The 13,826-nt window shown below is 51.1% G+C and carries 17 protein-coding genes; 4 read left to right on the top strand and 13 right to left on the bottom strand.

From position 1 onward, the window contains the following. Positions 1-3 precede the first annotated feature (3 nt). Positions 4-912: a fructokinase gene (gene mak / locus OGV85_RS23680; RefSeq protein ID WP_044712870.1), complete on the bottom strand. Its 909-nt coding sequence runs from the start codon at positions 910-912 to the stop codon at positions 4-6. A gap of 91 nt (positions 913-1,003) precedes the next feature. Between mak and rdgC the strand changes: the two genes are divergently transcribed. Next, positions 1,004-1,915 (top strand): recombination-associated protein RdgC, encoded by a 912-nt coding sequence (gene rdgC, locus OGV85_RS23685; RefSeq protein WP_003021479.1) that lies wholly within the window; start codon positions 1,004-1,006, stop codon positions 1,913-1,915. A gap of 49 nt (positions 1,916-1,964) precedes the next feature. Here rdgC and ppnP read toward each other — a convergent pair whose 3' ends face one another. The 5 genes from ppnP to OGV85_RS23710 form a co-directional block, all read right to left on the bottom strand. After that, positions 1,965-2,249 carry a pyrimidine/purine nucleoside phosphorylase gene (gene ppnP, locus OGV85_RS23690; protein ID WP_003021477.1) on the bottom strand — a complete coding sequence of 95 codons (285 nt, stop codon included), beginning with the start codon at positions 2,247-2,249 and terminating at the stop codon, positions 1,965-1,967. Between the two features lie 71 nt (positions 2,250-2,320). Beyond that, positions 2,321-2,998 carry an AroM family protein gene (locus tag OGV85_RS23695; protein WP_003021474.1) on the bottom strand — a complete coding sequence of 226 codons (678 nt, stop codon included), beginning with the start codon at positions 2,996-2,998 and terminating at the stop codon, positions 2,321-2,323. Positions 2,999-3,244: 246 nt separating this feature from the next. After that, positions 3,245-3,436 carry a protein YaiA gene (gene yaiA, locus OGV85_RS23700; RefSeq protein ID WP_061547918.1) on the bottom strand — a complete coding sequence of 64 codons (192 nt, stop codon included), beginning with the start codon at positions 3,434-3,436 and terminating at the stop codon, positions 3,245-3,247. Between the two features lie 26 nt (positions 3,437-3,462). After that, positions 3,463-4,008, bottom strand: coding sequence for a shikimate kinase AroL (gene aroL / locus OGV85_RS23705; protein WP_003836009.1), 546 nt, complete (start codon positions 4,006-4,008; stop codon positions 3,463-3,465). A gap of 186 nt (positions 4,009-4,194) precedes the next feature. Beyond that, complete coding sequence (locus tag OGV85_RS23710) at positions 4,195-4,650, bottom strand: YaiI/YqxD family protein (protein ID WP_003021467.1); 456 nt, start codon at positions 4,648-4,650, stop codon at positions 4,195-4,197. Positions 4,651-4,839: 189 nt separating this feature from the next. Between OGV85_RS23710 and proC the strand changes: the two genes are divergently transcribed. Beyond that, positions 4,840-5,649 (top strand): pyrroline-5-carboxylate reductase, encoded by an 810-nt coding sequence (proC, locus tag OGV85_RS23715; protein ID WP_003021462.1) that lies wholly within the window; start codon positions 4,840-4,842, stop codon positions 5,647-5,649. Positions 5,650-5,666: 17 nt separating this feature from the next. Here proC and adrA read toward each other — a convergent pair whose 3' ends face one another. The 5 genes from adrA to OGV85_RS23740 form a co-directional block, all read right to left on the bottom strand. Next, complete coding sequence (gene adrA / locus OGV85_RS23720; protein WP_086538773.1) at positions 5,667-6,782, bottom strand: diguanylate cyclase AdrA; 1,116 nt, start codon at positions 6,780-6,782, stop codon at positions 5,667-5,669. Between the two features lie 91 nt (positions 6,783-6,873). Beyond that, on the bottom strand, positions 6,874-7,194 hold the full coding sequence (gene psiF, locus OGV85_RS23725) for a phosphate starvation-inducible protein PsiF (protein ID WP_003021454.1): 321 nt from the start codon (positions 7,192-7,194) through the stop codon (positions 6,874-6,876). Between the two features lie 97 nt (positions 7,195-7,291). After that, positions 7,292-8,707: an alkaline phosphatase gene (phoA, locus tag OGV85_RS23730; protein WP_061547917.1), complete on the bottom strand. Its 1,416-nt coding sequence runs from the start codon at positions 8,705-8,707 to the stop codon at positions 7,292-7,294. Positions 8,708-8,811: 104 nt separating this feature from the next. Then, positions 8,812-9,054: a sigma-S stabilization anti-adapter protein IraP gene (locus OGV85_RS23735; RefSeq protein WP_003021448.1), complete on the bottom strand. Its 243-nt coding sequence runs from the start codon at positions 9,052-9,054 to the stop codon at positions 8,812-8,814. A gap of 248 nt (positions 9,055-9,302) precedes the next feature. Continuing rightward, positions 9,303-10,499, bottom strand: coding sequence for a multidrug efflux MFS transporter (locus tag OGV85_RS23740; RefSeq protein ID WP_003021445.1), 1,197 nt, complete (start codon positions 10,497-10,499; stop codon positions 9,303-9,305). 301 nt (positions 10,500-10,800) lie between these two features. On the opposite strand from OGV85_RS23740, the gene ddlA reads away from it, so the two are divergent. Further along, entirely contained in the window at positions 10,801-11,895 is a 1,095-nt protein-coding gene (gene ddlA, locus OGV85_RS23745) for a D-alanine--D-alanine ligase (RefSeq protein ID WP_061548198.1), read from the top strand. 23 nt (positions 11,896-11,918) lie between these two features. Here ddlA and OGV85_RS23750 read toward each other — a convergent pair whose 3' ends face one another. Further along, positions 11,919-12,137 carry a DUF2754 domain-containing protein gene (locus OGV85_RS23750; protein ID WP_003021440.1) on the bottom strand — a complete coding sequence of 73 codons (219 nt, stop codon included), beginning with the start codon at positions 12,135-12,137 and terminating at the stop codon, positions 11,919-11,921. 264 nt (positions 12,138-12,401) lie between these two features. Between OGV85_RS23750 and OGV85_RS23755 the strand changes: the two genes are divergently transcribed. Then, entirely contained in the window at positions 12,402-12,725 is a 324-nt protein-coding gene (locus tag OGV85_RS23755) for a DUF2755 family protein (protein ID WP_003021437.1), read from the top strand. Here the strand turns inward: OGV85_RS23755 and OGV85_RS23760 are convergent. Then, positions 12,710-13,813: a DUF1615 domain-containing protein gene (locus OGV85_RS23760; protein WP_061548185.1), complete on the bottom strand. Its 1,104-nt coding sequence runs from the start codon at positions 13,811-13,813 to the stop codon at positions 12,710-12,712. The two genes, OGV85_RS23755 and OGV85_RS23760, sit on opposite strands and share 16 nt — an antisense overlap. Positions 13,814-13,826 lie beyond the last annotated feature (13 nt).

Raw genomic sequence — 13,826 nt, forward strand, 5'->3', positions numbered from 1 at the left:
CGTTTATACGTGCGGCCACAGCCAGGCCGCGCCGCGCACGCCGCTGGAGTCACCGTGCAACGCCTGGCGTAGAGGCGTTTCACACTCGCCACCAAAAACAAATTGCTGCATCAACGTCGGAACGTTTTGATACAGTCGATCGACATTGCTCATTCCGCCACCCAGCACAATGACGTCCGGATCGAGAATATTCACCACATGTGCCAGTGATTTCGCCAGACGAAGCTCATAGCGGCTCAACGCTTGCTCCGCAAGAGTATCCTGCGCATTAACAAGGCTGATAATTTCACTGCCTTTGAGCGGCTTACCGCTCAGGCGCTGGTAGTCGGTGGCAAAACCGGTCCCGGAAATGAAGGTTTCAATGCAGCCTTGCTTGCCGCAATAACAAGGGACTTCCTGCCGATAACGCAGCTCATCTTCGTCCATCCACGGCAGCGGATTATGCCCCCACTCCCCTGCGGTACCGTTACCGCCGGTGTGTGCCCGACCATTCAGCGCCACGCCTGCGCCACATCCGGTGCCTATAATCACCGCAAACACGGTTTGCGCCCCCGCCGCCGCACCATCCACCGCTTCAGAAACCGCCAGACAGTTGGCATCATTTGCCAACCGCACTTCGCGATTCAGACGCGCACTCAGGTCTTTGTCAAAAGGTTGCCCGTTAAGCCAGGTCGAGTTGGCATTCTTTACCACCCCGGTGTAGGGCGAGATTGAACCGGGAATGCCCATTCCAACGGTTCCCGTCTGCCCGGTGGCGTTTTCCGCCATCTCCACCAGCATGGCGATGGTTTCTATCGTTTGCCGATAATCATCACGCGGCGTGGGCAGGCGATGGCGAAAAAGCTGTTCGCCCGCATCGCCAAGCGCAATAACTTCCGTTTTCGTACCGCCCAAATCGATACCTATACGCACTGTTTGCTCCTCTTCCCGATTAACAATGCAAGCATAGCGACAATTCGCTATCATGCCCGCTGGATTTAACGACAAGGCCGTGGAAATTATCATGCTGTGGTTCAAAAATTTAATGGTTTACCGTCTTAGCCGCGATGTTTCTTTGCGTGCCGAAGAGATGGAAAAACAGCTGGCATCAATGACGTTCACCCCTTGCGGTAGCCAGGATATGGCAAAAATGGGCTGGGTTCCGCCGATGGGATCGCACAGCGATGCATTAACGCATACCGCCAATGGCCAAATTATTATCTGCGCCCGCAAAGAAGAAAAAATTCTGCCGTCGCCGGTTATCAAACAGGCGCTGGAAGCCAAAATATTCAAACTGGAAGCTGAGCAAGGTCGCAAACTCAAGAAGACCGAAAAAGACTCACTGAAAGATGAAGTTCTGCACTCATTGCTGCCGCGCGCCTTTAGCCGCTTCAGCCAGACAATGATGTGGATCGACACCGTCAACGATCTGATCATGGTCGACTGTGCAAGCGCGAAAAAAGCGGAAGATACGCTGGCGCTGCTGCGTAAAAGCCTCGGCTCGCTGCCGGTCGTTCCGCTGACGATGGAAAACCCTATTGAGCTGACGCTGACCGAATGGGTTCGCTCCGGCACAACAGCACAAGGATTCCAGTTACTGGATGAAGCTGAACTGAAAGCGATCCTTGAAGACGGCGGTGTGATCCGCGCGAAAAAGCAGGATCTGGTCTGCGACGAAATCGCCGTGCATATCGAGGCGGGCAAACTGGTCACCAAGTTGGCCCTCGACTGGCAGCAGCGTATTCAGTTCGTTATGTGTGACGACGGCTCCATTAAGCGTCTGAAGTTCAGCGACGAGCTGCGCGATCAGAACGAAGATATCGACCGTGAAGATTATGCTCAGCGTTTTGATGCCGATTTCATTCTGATGACAGGTGAACTGGCGGCGCTGATTAAAAGTCTGGTGGAAGGATTAGGCGGCGAAGCGCAACGTTAGCCCTGTTTAGCGAATGGCGACACAATATCGCCATTCGTCATTTTTACGCTTACAAATAGCGGCAAAGATAGGATGTTGGCTCTGCTACCTGCAGATGAAACTCACTGTTGCCCGGTACGTTAAACACGTCTCCTGCGGCATATACTTTCCACTCGGTTTCCCCCGGCAGCAGCACGTTCAGTGCGCCACTAACCACCGTCATCTCTTCAGGCGCCGCAGTACCAAAGGTATATTCACCTTCAGCCATCACGCCTACACTGGCGCGGCCAGTACTGCTGCTGGTAAAACCGATCGATTTTACTTTGCCGGAAAAGTATTCATTACTTTGAAGCATACAACTGGCCCTATCTCGTGATTAAGTTAGGAACCAATATAGGGGGCTGACGTTCCACCTGTCACGCAAAATTACGCCAGCAATTCCGAAGCTAGTCGGGCAATCAACACATTGGACAGCAAAACCGGGACATCCAGCGACTTTTGCAGTAAATCACGATGGCGTTGATGAAAACCCAGGCAGTCCAGCATGAGAACATCAGCGCCTTGCTCAAGGAGATATTTCCCGGCATCAATCAGCTGTTGTTCAGAACCTTCTACTGGATTCGCTACGGCATACACTGGCGGCGTTTGTAACACCTGCCACTTTTGTGTCTGGGCTTTGAGCAATTCAGCAACAGGTACTATGACCCCAACCTGATGCCCTTCGACAATCGAAGCCACTAACGGGGGAATAATGCGTATGGGTTCCAACAAGATGCTATTGCGGGCGGTCAGACGGGTGATTGAAGCGGTACTCATCAGCAGGATCACGTCAAAGCCCTGATTATCCAGCACCTCCACGATACTTTGTAGCGAGCGTTCTACCTTCAGGCGCGAGACATGTGCAAGCTGATGGTCGCTAAGCAGCGTTAATAACAGCTCATCACCGGGTGAAGCTCCGTACTCAGCCATCACATCTTCTCGCTGCATCTGCCCCAGCAGACTGTGGTGAGTAATGTGCTGTTCATCAATATATTCCGTCAGGAGCGGTAACACCTCACACATCGGCACAACGCCAATCGTGAGGATAGCCAACGACGTACTCATTTGTTGCTCCACCGTTTTCTTACTTTGCCGTGAAATCCCGGACACGTGCCGGACGCTAACCTGTGCTACAAATGCTCAAAAGCGTAGCAGTAGATCGGCGGTGTATTGTGTAAAGATTCCAGATCATTCCAGTACTGGATTGTTATTGTTTAATTTTCAATTTTTACTGTATACAGCGAAATTTAAAAAAATGTGATGCACGCCCGGACTGGCACTTTTAAGACTCGTGCCAGGGCGGTCTTCATATCAGGTTTTATCGGAGTCTTCGTAGCGTTTTTTAGCATCCATCGCTTCCTGAGCCGAAGGATGCTCACTGATCAACGAATTCGGTTTAGGGTGATCGGCACGAAGTTGATACCAGGTTACCGTCTGGCCTGGCGTCCCTTTTTCAACCGTAACAATGGTCGCTTGACGTGGGTAAGGTGGTTGTGTCGGCATAGTTCTTCCTTTTCACTGGATGAACATTAAGTATAGACACCGCCCTGCAACCGTGGCGCTGCCTGCGCCAGTATCCCAAGAATGTCTTCCACCACCTGCGCAGGCGCATTAGTGGCATCAACGATATAGTGCGCGGCTTCGCGATACAAAACATCTCGCTGGGCGAGCACTTCCTGCACTTCTTCAGTCAACGGCTTGCCGGTTAAGGTCGGTCGTAATCCTTCTTCAGGCGTCGCCTCCAGACGATCAACCAGTACCGATACCGGTGCGCTTAAATAGATAACCACGCCGTGGCTGCGCATGTAGTGGCGGTTAAATTCGGTAAGAATGATACCGCCGCCAGTCGCAACAACCGTTGCTGGTGCTGTGACAGCCTGCAGAGCGGTCGTTTCCTGGGCACGAAACCCTTCCCACCCTTCTCTTTCGACGATTTCCGCCACGGTCATTTGCACGTGCGATTGCAACCAGCGATCGGTATCAACGAACTGGAAATCAATAGCCTTTGCCAGCGCCATACCGGTTGTCGTCTTACCACACCCCCGGGGGCCAACAAGAAAAAGAGGTTGCGTCATCACAGAATTTCCCCAGAGAGCCGCCAACAAGCGGGATCTGATGCGGTTAAAAATATAATCATATCATCAAACTAGTACATCGCCAAAATCGTAAAGAAAAAATTACAGAAAGAATGGCGAGATGAGTTAACCCCTACTATAACAAGAATTCACAATGAATAAAGTGTAAACAATAAATTACACATACTATTTTCTACGCTGAACTTCCAGCCACCACTTATCCAGTTCAGCCGCAAAATGCTGTCTGTCGCGGGACGAAAGGCTGTCCGGCCCCCCGGTCTGAATACCGCTGGCGCGTAGCGTATCCATAAAATCACGCATCATCAGACGCTCGCGGATCGTGGCTTCGGTATAACGTTCGCCACGCGGGTTAAGCGCCGCCGCACCTTTTTCAATCACTTCAGCCGCCAGCGGAATATCTGCCGTTATCACTAAATCGCCGGCGCTACACTGACGCACAATCTCGTTATCAGCCACGTCAAAGCCCGCAGGCACACGTAATGTGCTGATGAAACGCGAAGGCGGGACGCGCAGGCTTTGGTTGGCCACCAAAACAAGCGGCATTTGCATGCGCTCAGAAGCGCGGTACAAAATGTCTTTAATCACATTCGGACACGCATCGGCATCTACCCAAATTGTCATAACTTCTCCTCACTGGTGTGCTGCCGCACATTGTCGCGTGCTTTTACTTTCAGGCAAAGTGCTGTTTCTCCTTCTGAACATATTCATTCCGCGCTAAGCTTAGCTTTCCCAGATTTACCCTAAATAATTCAAGTTACTTAAACTAATTAGGGTATAAAACAATGAATATCATCCATAGGGAGTGACAAGATGGACAAGAAAATTGGTTTTATCGGCTGCGGTAATATGGGCAAAGCCATTCTTGGCGGCATGATCGCCAGCGGTCAGGTTCTCCCCGGACAAATCTGGGTCTATACCCCTTCCCCCGATAAGGTCGCCGCGCTACACGACCAGTACGGCATTAATGCGGCGCAGTCTGCACAAGAAGTCGCGCAGATCGCTGATATTGTTTTTGGGGCCGTAAAGCCAGGCATTATGATTAAGGTGCTGAGCGAAATTACCTCCAGCCTGAACAAAGACTCCCTGGTCGTCTCAATTGCCGCAGGCGTCACCCTCGATCAGCTTGCCCGCGCGCTGGGTCACGACCGTAAAATCATTCGCGCAATGCCAAACACGCCGTCGCTGGTGAACGCCGGAATGACCTCCGTCACGCCAAACGCCTTAGTCACGCCGGAAGATACGGCTGACGTGCTGAATATCTTCCGCTGCTTTGGCGAAGCTGAAGTCATTGCGGAGGCAATGATTCATCCGGTCGTTGGTGTCAGCGGTTCAGCACCGGCCTATGTATTTATGTTTATCGAAGCAATGGCAGATGCCGCCGTTCAGGGGGGAATGCCCCGCGCGCAGGCTTATAAATTTGCGGCACAAGCGGTAATGGGTTCGGCGAAGATGGTACTGGAAACGGGAAAACATCCTGGCGAATTAAAGGATATGGTGTGCTCGCCAGGTGGAACCACCATTGAGGCGGTACGCGTCCTGGAAGAACGCGGTTTCCGTTCATCAGTAATTGAAGCGATGATTAAGTGCATGGAGCAATCGGAAAAACTCAGCCGCTCCTGAGTTAACACCGCCGGACGTCATGCCGCCGCTTCAGTGCGGTTACGTCCGGAATTCTTTGCTTTATAGAGCGCCATATCTGCTGATTTTAACCATTCTCTATAGTGTTCAGTTTCAGATGTCAGCGGCGCAACGCCCACGCTAATGCGCAGGTCAACCTGCGGCGCGCAAGATAAACGCAGTTGGGTAAGCCGTTCGTGAACACGAGACATCGCTGCAATCGCGCTGCTCGCCGACGTGCCACACATGATTACCGCAAACTCATCACCGCCAAAACGCCCAATCACATCGCTACCGCGTAAGGTCATCTGTAACTGGCGGGTCAGTGCAACAATGGCCTGATCCCCTACATCATGGCCCCAGGTATCATTGATACTCTTAAAATGGTCGATATCGATGATAAGGAGCGTGGCATCACGCTGATGGCGGCGGCAATTATCAAACTCATTACGCAGCAACAGTTCCCAATGACGTCGGTTATACACACCGGTCATCCCATCTCGCGTACTCATAACCTGTAAGCGACGTTTATGTTCTGCCAGCCGGATGAGCGTCTTATAACTCACCCAGGCAAACAGCAACGGGTAAACCACTAACACTGGCAGTGACAGCAGCACGCTCAGCTGCGTACTGCTAAAAGCCACGGGGATATCCGTTAACTGTAACGTCACCAGGCAGGAAACCACCATCAACACGGCGCCTGCGATGAAGACTCGCATACCTCCTGCGCCCATCAGGTTGATACAGATAATCATCAACAGCGCCGTGGATGGCAGCAAGTTTATCCCCATAATCCCCATCCACATCCCGGCGAGGATGGCATCGGCTTTTAAGTTGGTATATTCGCTATGCAGTGGATCGACAGCTTTACTTGCCAATTGCCATGCCAGATGTGGCCAGACAAATGCCCATCCCACCAGCAAAAGCCACCAGCCTCCGGTTATTGGCTGAGAAACTAATACCGACGCGATAGGGAAAAACATTCCCCCCAATCCCACTGCTCGCGGCAGCCTGATTCGTCGGGCAAATCGCAGACCGGAACGTTGGTGGTCATTTTGATGAAGCAATATAAATGCTTCATTTGAGACGACCTTCTTTTGATAAAAATTTTCATCATTCATCGTATTTGGGAATATTCTGAAACAAATTTCCCAAATTATAGGAAGGGGTCTGGCGGCGGAAGTATGATATTTCGGGTGAGCGATTTTATCTGCTCACCCGGAAGTGCTAAGCAGATTTTTTCAGGCAAGCACTCATAAACTTATTACGATCATCGCCTTTCAGAGACTGCTCCGTCGCCTTGACGTTGCATTCACGCATTTTCTGCTGCTGCGGCGTCAGACTCTTTTCCTCAGGCCCAGATTTACTGTTTTTCAGGCAATCACTCATATACGTCTTACGCGCATCTCCTTTTAAGGTCTGCGCCGTTGCCTGCTGATTGCAGGTGGTCATACGTTGTTGTTGCGGGGTTAATGTCTTCTCGGCAGCACCGACGGTAGTTAAAAAAATAAGACCAAAAAGCAACGTCATTAATAATGTAATTTTCATAGCTCCATCCTTTTCTGAACGACGACACACAGGTAAGTTTGGCTGCTAACGATAAAAATACCACCCGACGGCAAAAGTATTGCCGCCGGGCGTCGGGTTATTTCAGTCCTAACGCCGCTTTCATGGTGTAGAACAGGTCGGTTTGATCGGTCAGGCCAACCACATTCGCCGCATGAGGGCCATAGGCTGCAATACGCAGTTGGCTGCCGGTGTGCTCCTGGGACTCTTCTTCAGAGTTGCCATAGCTAATGACCATCACCGCGCCATCTTTGGTGTTCAGCGCTTGCGTTAAACCGGGTGCTTTAGTATCCGGTGCGACTATCTGGCTGGCATGCGCGTGATCAGCGGTTACCACGACCAGGGTGTTGCCATCTTTCTTCGCAAAAGCAAGCGCACGCTGCACCGCTTCATCCAGATCGACAGTTTCACCAATTTGTCCACACGGGTTAGCGGCGTGATCTTGTTTGTCGATTGACGCGCCTTCCACTTGCAGGAAGAAGCCTTTCTCATTTTTGCTTAACAGCTCAATCGCTTTATCCGTCATCTGTGCCAGAGTCGGCACGCTGTCGTTACGTTTTGGATTTGGCGTGCAGGTCACTACCGGCTTATCCAGATTTCCGTGATAAGACGCTTTCGGGCCTTCCCAACGCACTGGCATATTACCGTCAGAGAACAGACCCAACAGCGGTTTATCCTGATTCGCTTCGGTAATCGCCGCCAGCGTCGCGGTATCACTCACCATCTGGTAACCACGGGCCTGTGCTTGTTCACGCAGCGTTTTACCCTGCCACTCACCTGCCGTAGCGGTTTCAGTAAAAGTCTTTGCCCCGCCACCTAACGTAACATCCGCACGGGCATTCAATAATTGTTCGGTAATCGACCCTTTACCGCCTTTTTCCAGCGCGTTCGTCGGGCATTTTTCAGCCGTCACGCTCGGGCCATAGCATTTACGCGAAGTGACATGGGCAACCAGCGCGGCCGGCGTGGCATCCTGCAATTCAGCCGTGGAAACGTTGCCTGTCGCCAGACCCGCCGCTTTGGCCATTTCCAGAATAGTAGCGTGATCTTTCTCATGAATATCAACGCCCAGAGCACCATTGTAAGTTTTAACACCAGTCGTCCACGCCGTCGCCGATGCTGCAGAATCTGTCACATAATCGGGCTTGCCGGTTTTCTTATCCAACGCATAATGGGTGTATTGTCCGGTCAACGGTAAAGCATCAATACCTTTAAAAAAGCCGCCCGCGCCTTCAGCATAATTTCGCGCTGCCGTTATTTCGGAATCACCCATCCCATCGCCAATCAGTAAAATAATATTTTTGGCCGGTTTGTCGTTCAGGGATTCGCGCAGAGCCACAGTTTGGTCGGCAGACAATCGGCGAGCGCCACCCGGCGTGGAGATATCACCTTGAGCGGCACGATTATCCAAAACCGCTACAGTAGATGTTTCTGCATTAATAACCGGGGTAAACAGCAAAGGTAACAGGGCAATAGCGAGTGCGCTTTGTTTCACTTTATATTCTCCATGTATAAATACGGTAAAATTAAAACAAAGCGACTATAAGTATTTGATGTGACACTTTTATGATAATTTGTGGGTGCCACGCCACAGATGGTTCAAAACGCTTTTGGTACGATCTCGCAAGCGTTATGTATGTTCGTCAGAAACGCGGGCATGCGGTTTACATCAGCCAGCGCCCCCTCAATTTGACGAATAAATATTTGCCGATCGTTCCACGCCATATTGCGCAGCATTTCGATGATTACCCGCTCTAACGTTTCGACCTGTACCGCCAGATCTTGCGACTCTTCTTCTTTTTGCGCGAGTTTAAGTAACAACTCAGTGACGAGGTTTTTCATTTGCCTATTCCCTTAACAAAATATGGGTCACGTTATCATTAAGGCTCACGACTGCCTAGAGGATGAAAGTTGTATTTTTATAAGTAATAAAACGATTTGCGAAAACAATCACAACACAAAATAAGGCTAAATGCGTCTTGACGCAGAATGATTCAATATAAAAAGGTAAGAAAATTAATAATCACACAAATATATAATACACAATTATGGATTAACAACGCTGACAGGCAGCGTTGTTAATCAGGAACTCAACGCCCCCCGCGCCGACGTCGCAACGCAATAGCCAATTGCCAGATATTGATAAGCACAATGCTTGCTGTAGCAATGAACACCCAACGGAACCCCGCCATTGCCGAAACCGTCGCCCCCATTAATGGCCCGGCGACGTTGCCGAGATACATAAATGACTGGTTATAACCAAAGATGCGCCCGGTTATCTGGTCGCTGGAGTATTTCACTAACAGCGTCTGCACCGCCGGCAACATCGCACCGTCGGCAAAGCCAAGCAGAAAACGGAGAACTCCCAACTGCAACGGCGTGGTGACCCACGACATAGCGAAAAACAGCACCACCGCGAAGATTAACGTCGCCATTAAAATCCGCTCAGTACCAATACGGTCGCCTAATTTACCAAGTCGAGGCGCGGAAATCAGAGCAGAAATGCCCGGTACAGAGGCTATCAGCCCGCTGAGAAAGGCAATATTCGAACTATCTGGGACCATTGATTTAATAAACAGCGCCAGAATTGGCCCAATTGAACCGTTACACAGTTGAATCACCATGGTGGTAAAAAACAGGCTGATCACCAGCGCCGGATGTGAAAGCGAGGCAAATACGGCCTTCCCACTCAGACGTTCACTTTTTTTAATCGTCGGACGAACGCCCTCTTTGATCAAAAACAGTGTGACCAGAAAACTCACCACCAGCAAAGCGGCGGTAATACAGAATACCGCCCGTAAGCCAACGTGATCGGCAATAAAGCCCCCCATTAACGGTCCACCAATGACACCGCTGATTTGCGCCGTCGACAGCGTACTCAGCGCCCAGCCGCTGCGTTCACGCGGAACCTGTGACGCGACCAGCGCCATCGCATTAGGAATATAACCGGAGGTTAACCCCATCACCCCGCGCAGCAGAAAAAGCTGCCAGACGTTAGTAGCAAATGCCTGTAGCAAAATCGCAATGGCCATACCCAGTGAGGCCCGCAGCAGCATTAGCTTGCGTCCTTTGCGGTCGGCTAAACTGCCCCACATTGGAGAGACAATAGCTGAAATCAGGAAGGTGACGCTGAACGTTAATCCGGACCACATTGAGAGCGCTTCATGCGAGGTCACGCCCAGTTGGGAGATATAGAGTGGTAAAAAAGGCAAGATTTGGCTAATCGCCAGTCCGGTAAAAAAGCACCCGAACCAAACGGAAATAAGGTTAACTCTCCAGGATTCCATAAGGACTCATAACGATAAGTAGCTGAAAACTGCGAGCAGCTTAACAAATTACTTAGCTGAATAAGGGTCCACTGGTGCGATAAATCACAGTTTAGTATTTTATCTTCCCGCTCATCATATTTGTGATACAGCTCACATCAAACCCATAATATAAGCAGGGGATTATGCTTCGCGTGCGGGCCGCTTGTTTGTTGTGTTCTATTCCCCTGTCGTCAGCCAAAACAATCTGCCAGAAGCCGAGGAAACCTGCGTTTTGTCGTGGTAATGTATGTGCTTTGCATTCATGGAATGGGTTTTTAAGATGGCAAAGTTGCGGGTAGGAATCGTATTTGGTGGTAAATCAGCGGAACATGAAGTGTCATTGCAATCGGCAAAAAATATTGTCGATGCCATCGACAAGACTCGCTTTGACGTTGTGCTGTTAGGTATTGATAAACAAGGGCAATGGCACGTCAGCGATGCCAGTAATTATCTGCTCAATTCAGACGACCCGGCGCATATTGCATTGCGACCTTCTGACACCAGCCTGGCGCAGGTACCGGGTAAACAAGCGCACCAGTTGATCGATGCACAAAACGGTCAACCGCTGCCGACGGTCGATGTTATTTTCCCGATCGTACATGGCACTCTGGGTGAAGATGGCTCTCTGCAGGGCATGCTGCGCGTGGCAAACCTACCGTTCGTAGGTTCTGATGTGCTGGGTTCTGCGGCCTGTATGGATAAAGACGTGACCAAACGTCTGCTGCGTGATGCCGGATTAAACATCGCGCCATTTATTACGCTCACTCGCGCCAATCGCAACAACATCAGCTTTAGCGAAGTGGAATCCCGCCTGGGTCTGCCGTTGTTTGTAAAACCGGCCAACCAGGGATCGTCCGTTGGCGTCAGCAAAGTAACCAGCGAAGCCCAATACGATCAGGCCGTCGCGCTGGCATTTGAATTCGATCATAAAGTCGTGGTGGAGCAAGGGATCAAAGGCCGCGAGATCGAATGTGCTGTACTGGGCAACGATCATCCGCAGGCCAGTACTTGTGGAGAGATTGTGCTGAACAGCGATTTTTACGCTTACGACACTAAATACATTGACGATAACGGTGCCACAGTTGTCGTTCCGGCAGCAATTGCACCAGAGATTAACGACAAGATCCGCGAAATCGCCATTCAGGCCTACCAGACACTGGGCTGTGCCGGCATGGCGCGCGTGGACGTTTTCTTAACTGCTGAAAACGACGTTGTGATCAATGAGATCAACACGCTGCCAGGCTTTACCAACATCAGTATGTATCCGAAGCTGTGGCAGGCGAGCGGTTTAGGCTATACCGATTTGATCACTCGCCTGATCGAACTGGCGCTGGAACGCCATGCTGCGGATAGCGCGCTGAAAACCAGTATGTAAACCCGCCAGGATGCCTGATATAGCTATTGGGCATCCTTTACTTCATCATCTTCAACGCGGCGACGGATGATTAATCCGGCCAGCCAAAAGCTAATCACCCAGGTCACCAGCCCCACCGCATAGGTTTGCCACCCCTGCGCTTCAAAACCGAGTAAGCCCACCACGCCGTTGAGAATAAAGATAAGCCCAATAGCGAAGGCATAATAGTGCCAGTCTCGGCGGATTTTAACAGGCAGGTTCATAACGGCTCCGGTGGATATACAACATGAAAACGCATCCTCGCACATTTCCTCATACACGTCTGTGGCCTGTGCGGAATTTCTGAAATGTAAATTAATTTCACTTAAGGTTGCGTAATTGTGATGCTAAGCAAAAAACCGAAATCCAGGAATAATCTCTACCTGAAATTACCATCATTCTGATATTGACATTGCCGATCACCTGTCAGACTCACTTTCAGTTACAGGCATTACGTCAAAAAAAGCAGGTTATTTCCGGAGGTCTTTATGGCTGATTTTACGCTCTCAAAATCCCTTTTTAAGGGCAAGCATCGGGATCCCTCCTCCCTGCCCGGCAACATTGCGTATGCCGTATTTGTGCTGTTTTGCTTCTGGGCAGGCGCGCAGATTTTAAATCTGTTGGCCCACGCTCCCGGCATCTATGAGCAGTTGATGCAGTTACAAATGCAAGAGACAGGGCGCCCACGAGTTGAAATCGGCCTGGGCGTCGGAACCCTTTTTGGACTGGTCCCTTTTCTCGCCGGAAGCCTGATTCTTGGCGCCATCGCGGCATTCGCGCGCTGGCGCCGCCGTCATCATAACGATGACTGACCCATACATTTCGCCCGACGATCGTCCACGCGTTTAGCAAACCACGCGGTAGTCAGATTACGTGTGATCTTCGGGCTTTCCAGTTGAATGCCAGGGAGCATTTCACGGGGAAGCGTTTTCCCGGCCTTCGCTTCCGCCAGCTTATAAACCTTCTCGTACAGCGCGGTCTCTTCAAAGGCCAGGCTGTCGCCTTTTTGCAGCTGACGGCGGATCTCACTCTCGCTCATGTCCAGCTTCCCGGCCAGTTTACGTACCGCCAGCTCCGTTTTGCCCGGCTCGCTGCTGCCATAGAGAATTAAATCACCGTCCATCGCCAGCTTCACGCCGCTGGCTTTACTGACCGCATTCTGGAAAGCTGCATTGCGGCTGGCATACCACCCGGCATTGAAATCGGCGAAGCGGAAAATTGGCGCACTGTAATTCGCCGGGTAGTTAAGCAGATGATACGTACCGAACCACAGCCCACCGCGGCGGCTAAATACTTCCTGGCGCACGGTTCCCGCCATTTTCCACGGGTAGCCGCTGGCATGCTGCTCAGCAAAGGCGATGCTAACCTGCATCGGCCCACCGGTATGCACCGGATTAAGCGAACCAAATAACGTCTGCCCCATCGGTACTATGTTGATAAAATCATCAAAGATCGCGCTAAGCTGTTTTTCGGTTTTCACCGTATCCAGGCGCTCGCTGTAGCTTTTCCCCGTTGGCGAGTTAATCTTCAGCGCGGTATGCACCACAAATAGCGGGATATGCATGCGTTCTGAACGGCGGTCAATCTCTTTCCAGGCGATTTTGCTTAAGCCAGGAACAGCCGGATCGGCCTGGAAGTTTGACTCCTGTTGCGCGACCGCCAGCACCGAACAGATGTTTTCAACCGTCGGTGCCAGCTTCTGGCTTTCAAAAGTCTTTGCCAAATCCTGCGCCCATGCGTCCCGGTCTTTCACGCTGGCGGGCATTTTCTGGCGCACCACGCTCGCCACATCGACGGCTTTCTCCCCCTTTTTTAGCGGCTGCGCGGGTTGGCTACTACATCCTACCAGCACCAGTGCTGCCAGACCAGACAAGGGGTAAAGACGGGAAACCGTCGACATAACATCTCCTTAT

This window comes from Citrobacter sp. Cf132 (assembly GCF_030333885.1).
GTDB lineage: Bacteria > Pseudomonadota > Gammaproteobacteria > Enterobacterales > Enterobacteriaceae > Citrobacter > Citrobacter freundii.

What these genes read in the sequence shown, in the direction of transcription:
- rdgC (WP_003021479.1), top strand. Translation starts at nt 1,004, where the DNA reads ATGCTGTGGTTCAAAAATTTAATGGTTTACCGTCTTAGCCGCGATGTT.
- ppnP (WP_003021477.1), bottom strand. Translation starts at nt 2,249, where the DNA reads ATGCTTCAAAGTAATGAATACTTTTCCGGCAAAGTAAAATCGATCGGT.
- OGV85_RS23695 (WP_003021474.1), bottom strand. Translation starts at nt 2,998, where the DNA reads ATGAGTACGTCGTTGGCTATCCTCACGATTGGCGTTGTGCCGATGTGT.
- yaiA (WP_061547918.1), bottom strand. Translation starts at nt 3,436, where the DNA reads ATGCCGACACAACCACCTTACCCACGTCAAGCGACCATTGTTACGGTT.
- aroL (WP_003836009.1), bottom strand. Translation starts at nt 4,008, where the DNA reads ATGACGCAACCTCTTTTTCTTGTTGGCCCCCGGGGGTGTGGTAAGACG.
- OGV85_RS23710 (WP_003021467.1), bottom strand. Translation starts at nt 4,650, where the DNA reads ATGACAATTTGGGTAGATGCCGATGCGTGTCCGAATGTGATTAAAGAC.
- proC (WP_003021462.1), top strand. Translation starts at nt 4,840, where the DNA reads ATGGACAAGAAAATTGGTTTTATCGGCTGCGGTAATATGGGCAAAGCC.
- psiF (WP_003021454.1), bottom strand. Translation starts at nt 7,194, where the DNA reads ATGAAAATTACATTATTAATGACGTTGCTTTTTGGTCTTATTTTTTTA.
- OGV85_RS23735 (WP_003021448.1), bottom strand. Translation starts at nt 9,054, where the DNA reads ATGAAAAACCTCGTCACTGAGTTGTTACTTAAACTCGCGCAAAAAGAA.
- OGV85_RS23740 (WP_003021445.1), bottom strand. Translation starts at nt 10,499, where the DNA reads ATGGAATCCTGGAGAGTTAACCTTATTTCCGTTTGGTTCGGGTGCTTT.
- ddlA (WP_061548198.1), top strand. Translation starts at nt 10,801, where the DNA reads ATGGCAAAGTTGCGGGTAGGAATCGTATTTGGTGGTAAATCAGCGGAA.
- OGV85_RS23750 (WP_003021440.1), bottom strand. Translation starts at nt 12,137, where the DNA reads ATGAACCTGCCTGTTAAAATCCGCCGAGACTGGCACTATTATGCCTTC.
- OGV85_RS23755 (WP_003021437.1), top strand. Translation starts at nt 12,402, where the DNA reads ATGGCTGATTTTACGCTCTCAAAATCCCTTTTTAAGGGCAAGCATCGG.
- OGV85_RS23760 (WP_061548185.1), bottom strand. Translation starts at nt 13,813, where the DNA reads ATGTCGACGGTTTCCCGTCTTTACCCCTTGTCTGGTCTGGCAGCACTG.